Below are 12,250 nucleotides of genomic sequence, written 5' to 3'. Positions count from 1 at the left end.
AACTGTATGCAAAACAAGTATTCTCCTTTTGCACAGGTGGTCCGTTGCCTGCGCCGGCCCGTGCCGGGCCTGCTGCTGACTACGCTGCTCACAGCCGCCTGGATTTCGCCCGATCTGCCGCAAGGTGCTCTGCAGAAACGCATTAGCTTTCAGGCAGAAAACGCAACGCTCCGACAGGTACTCCAAGACCTCAGCACGAAAGCTGCCGTGCCCATCGCGTTCACCAGCGATTTGCCTTTGGACGAAAAAACCAGTGTGCGGGCCAGCCACGAGGCGCTCGACGACGTGCTGTTGCGCCTGTTACGCCCTCTGGGCCTGAATTACCGGGTAGTGGCCGGGCAGGTGATCATCGAAAAACAGGCCCCGACTTCTACCCTCAGCAGCCCCACGAGCAACGTGGCAATCGAGGTGAAAGGCGTGGTGCGCGATGCCGCCACGGGCGAGCCGCTGCCCGGCGCCACGGTTCTGGTCAAGGGCACGACTACCGGCACCAGCACCAGCGATGCGGGCGCGTTTACGCTGCAAGTGCCTGACGAAGATGCAGTTTTGGTGGTTAACTTTATCGGTTACGATGCTCAGGAAATTCGCGTCGGCAGCCAGCGTACGCTCAACATCGCCCTGAAAACCAACGCTACCTCGCTCGACCAGGTGGTGGTAGTGGGCTACACCACCCAGGAAGCCAAGGACGTGACCGGCGCCGTGGGCATTCTGCCGCTGGATCGGGTGAAAAACTTCCCGGTTGCCAGTGTCGATAAGCTGCTGCAAGGGCAGGTAGCGGGTGTGCAGGTCAGCAACGACGGCGCTCCGGGCGGCAACAGCGTGGTGCGGGTGCGCGGCCTGGGTACGCTCGGCGACAACGATCCGCTCTACATCATCGACGGCGTGCCGACCAAGGCAGGCCTTAACCAGCTCAACCCCAACGACATCGAGTCGATGCAGGTGTTGAAGGACGCTTCCTCGACGGCCATTTACGGCGCGCGGGCCTCCAACGGCGTCGTGGTGATCACAACCAAGCAGGGCAAGGCGGGCAAAACCCAGCTGAGCTTCGACTCTTACTACGGCGTGCAGTCGGTGTATAACCTGCCACATATGGTGTCGCCGGCACAACTCGCTCAGGTTGAGTTTGATGCGCAGCGCAACAGCGGCCAGACACCCAGTCACCCGCAGTACGGTAACGGCGCGCAGCCGGTGCTGCCGGAGTTTTTGCAACGCAACCCCGATGTGCGCGCTAATCAGTCGGGCACCAACTGGTTCAAAACGATTTTCCGGCCGGCTCCAATCCAGAACTACTCCCTGGGGTTGTCGGGAGGCAGCGAAAGCAGCCGCCACGCCATCAACCTGACCTATTTTAACCAAGACGGCATCTTGAAATACACGGGGTTCAAGCGCGTTTCGCTGCGCGCCAACACCGAGTACACGATATTAAAACGCCTGAAAGTAGGGGAGAACTTCACGGCTAGCTACGGCCGCTCGACGCAGGCTTCTTCCAATGCCGTAAACGGCGGCGTGGTGTTCGATGCCTTCCGGATGCCTTCCATTGTGCCCGTGCGCGATGAAGCGGGCAACTTTGCCGGTCCGGCCGCCGGTCTGGGCGACGCCAGCAACCCGCTTCGGGTGCTTTACAACGCGCGCGACAACCCCACCCGAACCATCCGGGCTTTGGGTAATGCTTATGCCGAACTAGAACTGGTTGATAATCTGTTTGTTAGGTCATCCATTGGCGTCGATTATCTTTCGACCAATTTTCGGGGGTTCTCGCCAAGTTTCACCGAAGGCATTGCCACCAACCCTACGGCCAGCCTCACCAACAACAACGCTTACACCATCAACTGGACCTGGACCAACATTGCGCGCTACAGCCGCGATTTTGGGCAGCACAACGTGGCGGCGGTGATCGGTACGGAAGCCATTCAGAACACCGACGAAGGCTTCACGGCCTACCGGGAAAACTTCCTGATCAATAACCTCGATTTCCGCTATCTCGACGCCGGGCAGGGCCTGCAAACCAACGGCGGCACCGGGTCGGCCTGGGCGCTGTTTTCGCTGTTTGGTCGCCTCGACTACAACTACGCCGGCAAGTATCTGTTCTCGGCCTCGGTACGCCGCGACGGGTCCAGCCGCTTCCCCAGCGACAACCGCTACGCCGTGTTTCCGGCTTTCTCGGCGGGCTGGCGGCTTTCGGAAGAGTCTTTCTTTAAGGAGATTAGCTGGCTGAGCAACCTGAAGCTGCGGGCTTCGTGGGGACAAAGCGGCAACCAGGAAATCGGTAACTACCCGGCATTCGATATCTACGGCATCAGCCCCACGAACACCAACTACCCCATCACCGGCAGCAACGGTACCGTCCAGACGGGCTACACGGCCCGGGCCATCGGCAACCCTAAGCTGAAGTGGGAAACCACTACCCAAACCGACATCGGCATTGACTTTGGCGTGATCCGCAACCGCCTGAACCTCAGCGTGGATGTGTTCGACAAAACGACCAAAGACGTGCTGGTGCGCGTGCCGCGCCCGGCCTTGGCGGGCGAAGTGCTGGTGCCCTACGAAAACGCCGGTCGCATCCGCAACCGCGGGCTGGAGTTTTTAATCAATTACCAGAGCGACGCCGCCAAAGATTTCCACTGGGGCGTGTCGGCCAACGGATCGATTGTGCGCAACAAGGTCTTGTCGTTGGGCGGAGGAAGTTTGTATATCCCTGGTTATGTGAGCAATAACCTCACGCGCGGTCTGTCGCTTTCGCGCACCGAAGTTGGTAAGCCGGTGGCGTATTTCTACGGCTACGTCGTGGACGGCATCTTCCAAAACCAAAACGAAGTAGACGCGGCCGCCGCCCAGAAAGGAAAGGCCGTGGGCCGGTGGCGCTACAAAGACCTGAACGGCGACGGCACCGTCAACGAGCAGGACCAGCAGCAGATTGGCAAGCCCGAACCCGACTTCACGTACGGCGTGAACCTGAATGTGGCTTACAAAAACTTCGACCTCAGCGGCTTTATCCAAGGGGTGCAGGGGATCAGCATCTACAACTTCAGCAAGTACCACACGGACTTCGCCTTCGACCCCTTCAACAAGAGCACGCGCATTCTGGACTCCTGGACGCCTCAGAATACGGACGCCAAGCTGCCCCAGCTCAGCAAGACCAACGTCAACGACGAGCTGCGGCCTTCGACGTACTTCGTGGAAAACGGCTCCTATGCCCGCCTGAAAAACCTTCAGTTGGGGTATACGCTGCCACTGGCCTGGACCTCAGCCATTAAAGCCAGCAGCTTGCGGGTGTATGTACAGGCCCAAAACCTGTTTACGATCACCAAATACTCGGGCATGGACCCGGAGGTGAACCTGCAAAACTACAACTCCGCTGACCGCAACCTCGACCAGAACATCGACCGCGGCTACTATCCGCAGCCGCGGGCCGTGCTCTTTGGCGTCAACGCCCGGTTTTAACTTCCAACGCTCTTTCGCATCATGAAAAATAAGATTCTGCTGTTGGTTCTGGCCGCTACGTTTGCCAGCTGCAACAAAGACTTTCTCGACGAACAACCCAAAGCCAGCCTCTCGTCGACGGACCTAAACAACCTGGCGGCGGTGGAAGCCCTCATCACGGCTGCGTACGCCCCGCTGGGTGGCCAGATCGACGATGCCAACAACGCCTTCAACTCGCCCGGTACCAACTGGACGTTTGGCGATGTCGTGTCGGACGACGCGTACAAAGGCGGTGGCGGCGTGGGTGACCAGAACGGCATGCACCTGATGGAAATCTTTCTCACCAACGCCAACATCATCGATGTAGAGCGGAAGTGGCGGGCCTGCTACGAAGGCATTGCCCGCGTGAACCGCGCCATCCAGGCCGTCAACGGCTTTGCGGGCATGACCGACGCGCAGCGCACGACGCGGCTAGGCGAGCTGCACTTGCTGCGTGGCCACTATTACTTCGACCTCAAAAAGATCTACAACCACATTCCGTGGGTGGACGAAACGCCGCGCGCCGTCACCGAGTACGACATCCCCAACAACCTGTCGGATGCGGAATTGTGGAAAAACATTGAAAACGAGTTTCTGCTGGCGCAGGCCAACCTGCCGGCCAAGCAAACTGACCTAGGGCGCGTCACCAAAGGTTCTGCCACGGCTTACCTGGCCAAGCTGTACCTCTACACCAAGGATTATCCGAAGGTGATCACGACCGTGGATGCCTTGCTGGCTACGGGCCTCTACCGCCTCAACGATAACTACCACGACAACTTCGACCCGACTAAGGAACACGGCCCGGAGAGCCTGTTTGCCATCGAGCGCTCGATCCGCGACGGTACGCCCAACAACTTCCGCGGTAGCCTCGACGAGCGCCTCCTGAACCCTGGCGGGCCTTACTACCCCGTTTACGGCTTCGATATGCCCAGCCAGGATTTGGTGAATGCTTTCAAAACGACGGCCGCTGGCCTGCCTCAAACCGACAAATCGGACGTGGGCGCCACGGATTTTGTCGATCCGCGGCTCGACCATACGGTGGGCCGGCCGGGGGTTCAGTTTTTGGATCTGGCACCGTACGCCGCTACCTGGGCCCGCGATGCCGGCACTTACGGCGTATTTGCCTTCAAGAAGCGCATGGTTAGCTCTCGTTCGGCGCTCTATCTCAACCAGTTTCCGTGGGTAAGTGCCCTGAACTACGACATTATTCGGCTGGCCGATGTGTTGTTGTTCAAAGCCGAAGCCCAAGCCGAAACCGGCAACCTGGAAGGCGCCCGCACCATCGTCAACCAGATTCGGCGTCGGGCGGCTAACGATCAGGTACTCAATGCCAACGGCACGCCCGCGGCCAACTACAAAGTGGCCGAGTACGCCGCGCCTTTTGCCAACCAAGAAGCTGCTCGGCAAGCCGTGCGCACCGAGCGTCGCCTCGAAATGGCCCTGGAAGGCCAGCGCTTCTTCGACCTGGTGCGCTGGGGCATCGCCGACCAAGTGATGAACGAGCACTTCGCCCGCGAAAAAACCAAGCGCACGTACCTCGCTACGGCCCGCTTCGTCAAAGGCACCCACGAGTATTTTCCCATTCCGCAGTCGCAGCTCAACCTGAGCAAAGGCCTGTTGAAGCAAAACGCAGGGTATTAATTAGTTAACAACCAGCGCCGTGGTAAGTAGCCCTCGACCGAGGGTGTTGCCACGGCGCTGTTGTGTGGGTACTGCTGCCCCGCGCTTTCTTCCCGGCGAATGGGAAGTCACTGTCTGCACCTTTCTTTCCCACTTATGTCTTGGCGATATCTTTTCAGGCTGACGGCGCTCCTGTGTAGCGGGCCGCTTTTGGGTTCGGCGCAACCGGTGCTTCCCCGGCTGTCGGCCGCGCGTACCGATTCGGTGATCGTCGCCAAAACATTTCCGCTGCTGTCGCTCTTCGAAACGCACCCCGCGCTTCGCCGCGCCTTGCAAACCGATCCGGAATTGCAGCGCATCAGCCGCCGACAGGCCGAACGCACGTACCAAGCGTTGCGCAAAGGCCCACCCGAGCCGCAGCGCTACGCCGATTCGTTGGCGTGGAAACCGCAGGAAATACAAGTTGTAGGTAAGTATTTGGTTAATAAATACTTACATAACAATGAATTGCATGCCGCGCTAGCTCCCGTATTGGCCAAAACTGGCCGCTACCCCGTGTATGCCGATAGGCCCGATACGGCGGTGCTGCGGTTGGCTTGGCGCGATGCAGCGCTTGGCCTCAACCGAATTGTGCGGGTGTATTTTGGCAATGCTGTGCCACGCTACCCGGCCATTGATTCCAGTAGCTTCCGGCGCCACGATGCAGCCTTTGCGAAGCAGGTGCGCGCTGGTTTACGGCCGCTCAGCCGCAAAGCCCGGCGCCATTCAGATGGCTATTATACCTTGCCTCTGCAAGCTGCGCTGCTGGCCCTGCGCCTCAACCAGCGCGACGAAGCCGCCCGTTACGAGCCGCTGGAAGCGGGTCTGAATCAGGCCCCGCGTGCGGCTGTGGCCACCACAACGTGGTCGCGTTATCCTTACAGCCTGATTCTGGTGCCGGGGCACGGGCCCGAAGAAACCGGGGTGGCCCTCGACACGCTGGGTGCTTACCGTTGCCGGCTGGCGGCGGCCAGCTTCCGAAAAGGGCAGGCGCCGTTTATCATGGTTTCGGGCGGCCATGTGCATCCTAACAAGACGCCGTACTGCGAAGCGGTCGAAATGAAAAGATACTTGGTCGAAAAGCTCGGCTTGCCCGATGCAGCGATATTCATCGAGCCTCATGCCCGCCACACAACCACCAACCTGCGCAACGCCGTCCGGATGCTCTACAACTTCGGCATGCCCACCGACCGGCCTGTGCTCACTGTCACCGACGCGGCGCAGAGCCGCAGCATTGTAGCCATGGCCGAGCGCTGCAAACAGGAGTTTGGTTACGTGCCGTATCGCGACATGCAACGGCTGTCGGACGAAGAAAGCGCCTGCTTTCCCGTTCCCGAAGCCCGTCAGCCTGACCCCTACGATCCGCTTGATCCATAGAGAGTTATAAACGCATGAAATACTTTTGGTGGGTATGGCTGGTTTTGCTGCCGCGGCTTGGCGGCGCTCAGTCCCTGACACCCGCGGAGCAGGTTAATGTGTTTTTGGGCTCCTCCGGCGACCACGGCCAGCTGTCGCCGGCCGCTTCGTACCCATTCAGCATGGTCAGCCTGGGGCCGCAAACCTATCCGAATACGCACACGGGCTACGAGCACTTGGCGCGTAAATTCTTGGGTTTCACGCACAACCGTTTCGAGGGCGTAGGGTGCCAAGGCAGCGGCGGCAACTTGTTGGTGAAGCCATTTATGGGCACCAACCCCTCTCAGACCGAACTGCTGAAAACCGCCGAACAAGCCGAACCGGGCTATTATAGCGTCGCATTCAAAAATGGCCAAAAGGCCGAGCTAACCGTCGCCCAGAAGGTTGGCCTGCACCGTTATTACTTTCCGGCCGGGGAGCGCGGCCTGTTTTTCGACCTGAGCCACTCCTTCGTCAACCGATTTAGGCAGGAGCAGCATACCACACAAGGCGCGACGCTGAGTGGCTGGATAGAGGCGGCAACTACTTGTGATGCAGGGGTTTATAAAATATATTATTGTCTCGAAGTCACGCAGTCGGTGCAGTGGGAAACCACGGGCCTGCACCAGTTGATTGCTCGGTTGCCGGCTGGTGCAGCCGGCAAGGTGGAGATGCGGGTGGTTTTTTCTTCTGTCAGCGTCGAGCATGCCCGCGCGGCGCTGGCGGCCCGGCGCACGGCTACTTTTGAGGCCCTTCGGCAGGAGAGCCGGCAAGCCTGGAATGCGTTACTGACTCGCGTGCAGGTGAAAGGCGAGCCGGCGCGCGAAAAACTCTTTTACTCGTTGCTCTACCGCACGCTGCAGTCGCCCTACGTGGTGTCGGAGCCGGATGGTACTTACCGGGCAATCGATGGCTCTTTGCAGAAAGCGCCGCGTCCCGTGTACAACGGCTGGGCCGTGTGGGATAACTACCATACCCAGCTGCCCTTGTTATCGTTGGTGTATCCTTCTGAATATCAAAATATTGCGTTTTCGCTTGCTAATCTGTACCGCTTTGGCAAGAAAGACTTTGCAACGGCCCACGAGCCTTCGCCCACGGTCCGGACCGAGCACACCATCGTGGTGTTGCTCGACGCTTACCGAAAGGGTTACGCCGTAGATCTGCGCGGCATCCGCGATTCGCTCCTCAGCGAAGTTAATCGGCTGGACTACTCGCACCCCGACAAGGCGCTGGAATCGTCCTACGATGCCTGGGCCTTGGCTGAAATTCTGGGGGAGTTGAAAGAGAAAAAACTGAGTGCGCAGTATCGTCGGAAGGCCTTGCAGTACAAAGAGTTATGGCAAAAGGATTTTCAGGATTTGACCAAGCCCGATGTCGATAAGCTGCCGGCGCGGGGCATGTACCAAGGCACGATTTGGCAATACCGGTGGGCCGTTCCCTTCGACGTGAAAGGCCTGATGGAATTGATGGGTGGCGAGCCGGTTTTTCGGACCCAGCTCGATGCATTTTTTGGCGGCGATTATTATAACCACGCCAACGAAACCGATTTGCAGGCTCCTGCGCTCTACAACGCTACCCGCGAGCCCTGGAAATCGCAGGCCCTAATGCACCAGCTGGCCGTCGATACGGTGGTGCAGCACTACTTCAACGACAACAGCCGGGGCATCGACCCTTACATCGGCCGTATTTACCAGAACCAGCCGCAAGCCTACGTGCGCACCATGGACGACGATGCTGGCGCCATGTCGGCGTGGTACGTATGGTCGGCTTGTGGGCTAATGCCGGCCTGCGTGGGCGCGCCGGTGTACTACCTCACGTTGCCGCTTTTTCAGGAACTTACGCTCCAGGTCGCCGCGAAAAAACGTTTGGTCATACGGGTGAAAAACTATGCTCCGGCGCGGCGCTACATCCAGGCGGCGCGCCTGAACGGAAAAGCCATTGATCGCAATTGGCTTACCCACAAAGAGTTATCAGCTGGCGGTGAGCTTGTACTTTTGGCATCCGATACGCCCAACACCCAGTGGGGCCTGCAACACCCTTGGGTTTCGGATGGGCAGGGAGCCAACTAGTGAGAAGGTGTAGTTGCAAAAAAACTGATAACCAGCACTTTAATGCTTCATGCCATCCATCGCGGGCATGGTGCGGGGCTTACCTAGCTGGTCTAGCGCCGCCCGAAATCCGGTAGCCAGCTGCGCAGCAGGCCCTTGCCCATAGTAGTGCAGAAACATCATGTGCGGCTGGTCGAAGAGCATGTGGTTGTGCACGGCCACGACTTCGAGGTTGTGGGCACGAAGCGCCTTGATGACGGGGTTTACCTCGTGCTCCAGCATGGCAATGTCGCCGGCAATGTGAGCCGCCGCTGCCGCGCCCGCAAACGAAGCCCACGAGTTCAGACCGATGGCGGCCGTCATCTCCGTATTCATCATTACTACCTGCAAATCATCGCGGCCGATGGTGTATTTGTAGGTAGGTCCGTTTACGGTGCCTGAGTAGCCTACTATCTTATCCAAGGCAGGCAAGTCGAAAAGCTCTTTGCCCGTGGGCGCTGCTCCGGCCGCCGAGGTTGCCGTGTTGCCCGCTTGGGCAGCCGGGGCTGCTGGGCTCGGCGGTTGGTTGGCGGGCAACAGCTTGGAGTCTTTGAGGGTGGTGGCAAATTTGCGGGCCAGGTCGGCTGGAGTGCCCATGCCGTGAAGATGCATATAGAAGATGCGGGGCTCCTCGTAGAAGAAATGGTTGTGTACCACTCCGATTTCCAGCCCATTAGCCAGCGCAGCCGACATTAGAGGCGCAACTTCTTCTTGCAGCAGCACCGTGTCGCTCATGAGCATGGCCGATTTGCCGTCCAGCGTGTGCTTAATGGCTACCCAGCCCCCAAAGCCAAACGGAATGGGTACGGGCTCACCTTTGATGCGCATCTTCAAATCGTTGCGCGGCAACGCGGTGTTGTGGGTTGCCTGTGCCTCGGCGTAAGTGCCTTTCTTGCCCAGAGCGGCCTCAATGCTGGCAATTTCGGCGGTCGTCAAGGCAGGCGTCTTGCCCTTGGCAAAGCCAGCGCTGGTGGCCGCCTCAATGGAACCGACGCGAAGCAGGGAAGACGCCCCCACAAGCGCCGTAGCCCGCAGAGCGTCGCGCCGGGAAATACAATGACTCATAAACCCAGAATTTACAAGAATGGAATGCTTATGTAATATACTTATAATCAAATGTTTATAGAGGCGACCAGATAATAAAGCAACCCAACCAGCGCGCTCACGCCAATCTAGAGGATCCTGTTTACCTTCTGCGACATAATGCCACTAGGGAAAGCAAAATCCACAGCAAGCTGGGCCAGTGCAGCGCACCGAGGCGCAACAACCCTGATGGAAAGAGCACGGCCTGCCCCAAGTACACCGCCAAATTCAATATCACCCCAACTACGGCGGCAGTAATGATGCTCAGTACGGCCTTCAGGGGTAGGTTGTGCTGGGTGCGCTCGATGAGCGGTGTGTCGCAACGGACGTCGAGAAAAACCCGCGGGCCAGTAGGGCAATCACGCCGGCTCCGATGATGAGCAGCGGAAACGGCACATTCAGCCAGAAGATGCCTACGAAGCTGGCCGCCGCAACCACATAGTGCAATGGGCTCAGCAGCGACTTTTGCCCAATCTTCACCATCCGAGATGGCCCAAAGCCCAGCGGCCTGCTGCGCCAGCGCATGGTTATCTGTATCTGCTCCCCGCACGATAGAGGCCAATGCATGCAAGGCCGGGTCGGTGAGCTGGTATTTGCGCAGGAAGTAATCGAAAGCGCAGTCAGTGCCGTAATGCGTAAATTCTGCCTCCGGTACATCGAAGGGGATAGCCCCTGTTTGGGCGGCCGTGGGCAAAACCTCAGCAGCCGGTACATACAGGATTTGCGCAGCCGGGTCGATAAACCGCAGAATCAGCCACGGACAAGCCAGCCGATCAATCTTGGGACGTTCGCGGGTGATTCACTGCATCGTTCAAGTTGGGGTTTAACCTTTGTCACCGACAATCAGGCACATCTGGCTCAATACCGTGGACAAAGAGAAAGCCCGCTAACATACTAATAAATAGTGCGTTAGCGGGCTTGTCTGCGCTCCCTCCTGGGCTCGAACCAGGGACCCTCTGATTAACAGTCAGATGCTCTAACCGGCTGAGCTAAGGAAGCGGTTATGGCGGCGTTTTTATGCCGTTGCGGGTGCAATATTAGGGCAAAGACTCGCGATGTGCAAGAACTTTTCTGAAAATTTGCTGCAAAAACTGTTAGTTGATGATTGTCAGGATGTTGCCAGAAAGAGAAGTAGTGTACTGCCGCAGCGGCCTGTTAGCAGGGCCGCCTTGCACCTGGCCCTGCAAATTGAACACCGATCCGCAGCAAGAATCCGCCAAAAATAGCCGTGAAGCATCGATGTGAACGCGGGCGCAAGCGTCGTAGGGCTTGTAAGAGCAGTTGCGGTCGAAAGCAAGGTAACTAGACGCATTCTGGCGCACAATGACCAAGCCACGCACCCCGCCAGCGTGGTAGGCAACGCCGTTGTTGAAGCGTAGCGCCGAGTATTCCTGGTTCGTTAGGTTAAGCTGCTCATTGAAGGCGACAAACGGGATCGCGGGCTCGGCATTGTTGTCGGAGCCGCAACCAGCCAACCCAAGCTGGCTGCCGAACAAAGTAAGAATGACGAAAGCGCGCAGCGTATTAAGAGTAGTCATAAAAGCCTTTGCCGGTTTTGCGGCCGTGGTGGCCGGCGTCTACCTTTTGCTGTTGAATACGACTGGGCCGAAACTTTGGGTCGTAATGAAACGCCTCAAACATGGCGCTGGTGACCGAAAAGTTTGTGTCGACGCCAATCAAATCCATCAACCGGAACGGACCCATTTTAAATCCGGTGGCCTCCAGCAATTCGTCCACGACAGTGAACGGCGCCACCTGCTCTTCCACAATTTTGAGGCTCTCGACGTAAAAATGCCGGGCCACACGATTCACAATGAACCCGGGGGCATCGGCCGCGCGCACGGGTTTTTTGCCCAATTGCACGGCCAAATTAAAGACGGCCTCAGCCACTGCCGGAGCAGTTGCGGCCCCACTAATCACCTCCACCAGAGCCATAACGGGCGCCGGATTGAAAAAATGCATCCCTACCACTCGCTCTGGATGCGGCACGGGCGCGGCCAAGCGGGTGATGGGCAACGAAGAGGTGTTAGAGGCCAGAATGGTAGTGGCGGAGTTTAGGCCCGCCAATTCCTGAAACAGCTGGTGCTTCACGGTAAGCTTTTCCACCACAGCCTCAATAATCAGGTCGGCTTGTACCATCACTAGGTCTGTGGTGGGGTGCAAGAGGGCCAAAGCGGCATCTCGTGCTTCGGCCGTGAGCTTGCCTTTTTCGACCCCTTTCGCCAACCCGGCAGCTATGGCCTGCTGCGCTTTTTCGAGGATAGTAGGGTTGAGGTCGAACAGAATCGTTGGAAACCCGTGCTGCACGCAAATCTGAGCGATACCCAAGCCCATCGTGCCCGCCCCCACCACGGCAATGGTTCGGATGTCGATGACCGGGGGCTGGGTGGTTTTCATGGATTGTTTTGTAAATATTTGATTATAAGGAATTTAGCAGAAATACTTTTGTCATCAGGAACGCAGTGAAGTATGTCGACCGCTTTGCTGCTACGCTACTTACTTAAAAGGAGTTAGCGCTCATGTAGCGTTCTTCCCTTCGTTCGTGCTGACGGGCGCAGGGATAAAGA

Annotated in this window: 8 protein-coding genes and 1 tRNA gene; 4 read left to right on the top strand and 5 right to left on the bottom strand. The window is 58.1% G+C overall.

Annotated features, from left to right (window positions below):
- Window positions 1-6: 6 nt before the first annotated feature.
- The 4 genes from H9I52_RS16095 (at window position 7) to H9I52_RS16080 (ending at window position 8,582) form a co-directional block, all read left to right on the top strand.
- Window positions 7-3,441, top strand: a complete 3,435-nt coding sequence (locus H9I52_RS16095) for a SusC/RagA family TonB-linked outer membrane protein (RefSeq protein ID WP_187454673.1) — start codon at window positions 7-9, stop codon at window positions 3,439-3,441.
- A 21-nt stretch (window positions 3,442-3,462) separates the two neighbouring features.
- The gene (locus tag H9I52_RS16090) at window positions 3,463-5,100 is read left to right on the top strand and encodes a RagB/SusD family nutrient uptake outer membrane protein (protein WP_187454672.1); all 1,638 of its coding nucleotides are present in this window, start codon (window positions 3,463-3,465) and stop codon (window positions 5,098-5,100) included.
- Window positions 5,101-5,235: 135 nt separating this feature from the next.
- Window positions 5,236-6,495 (top strand): YdcF family protein, encoded by a 1,260-nt coding sequence (locus tag H9I52_RS16085; RefSeq protein ID WP_187454671.1) that lies wholly within the window; start codon window positions 5,236-5,238, stop codon window positions 6,493-6,495.
- A 14-nt stretch (window positions 6,496-6,509) separates the two neighbouring features.
- Window positions 6,510-8,582, top strand: coding sequence for a glycoside hydrolase domain-containing protein (locus tag H9I52_RS16080; RefSeq protein WP_187454670.1), 2,073 nt, complete (start codon window positions 6,510-6,512; stop codon window positions 8,580-8,582).
- A 39-nt stretch (window positions 8,583-8,621) separates the two neighbouring features.
- Here the strand turns inward: H9I52_RS16080 and H9I52_RS16075 are convergent, their stop codons facing one another.
- The 5 genes from H9I52_RS16075 to H9I52_RS16055 form a co-directional block, all read right to left on the bottom strand.
- A complete protein-coding gene (locus H9I52_RS16075; protein WP_187454669.1) occupies window positions 8,622-9,665 on the bottom strand; it encodes a DUF1259 domain-containing protein in 1,044 nt (347 codons plus the stop codon).
- Between the two features lie 121 nt (window positions 9,666-9,786).
- Window positions 9,787-10,482, bottom strand: a complete 696-nt coding sequence (locus tag H9I52_RS22865; RefSeq protein ID WP_316248046.1) for a chromate resistance protein ChrB domain-containing protein — start codon at window positions 10,480-10,482, stop codon at window positions 9,787-9,789.
- A gap of 126 nt (window positions 10,483-10,608) precedes the next feature.
- Window positions 10,609-10,682: transfer RNA gene (locus H9I52_RS16065), tRNA-Asn, on the bottom strand.
- A gap of 95 nt (window positions 10,683-10,777) precedes the next feature.
- The gene (locus H9I52_RS16060) at window positions 10,778-11,221 is read right to left on the bottom strand and encodes a hypothetical protein (RefSeq protein WP_187454668.1); all 444 of its coding nucleotides are present in this window, start codon (window positions 11,219-11,221) and stop codon (window positions 10,778-10,780) included.
- A complete protein-coding gene (locus H9I52_RS16055) occupies window positions 11,208-12,080 on the bottom strand; it encodes a 3-hydroxyacyl-CoA dehydrogenase NAD-binding domain-containing protein (protein ID WP_187454667.1) in 873 nt (290 codons plus the stop codon). Before H9I52_RS16055 ends, H9I52_RS16060 begins: the two co-directional genes overlap by 14 nt.
- Window positions 12,081-12,250 lie beyond the last annotated feature (170 nt).

Origin of the sequence: Hymenobacter sp. BT491 (assembly GCF_014349165.1) — a bacterium.
Classification (GTDB): Bacteria; Bacteroidota; Bacteroidia; order Cytophagales; family Hymenobacteraceae; genus Hymenobacter; species Hymenobacter jejuensis.
The sequence above is the reverse complement of the archived record's forward strand: the minus strand, read 5'-3'. Positions and strand labels throughout refer to the sequence as shown.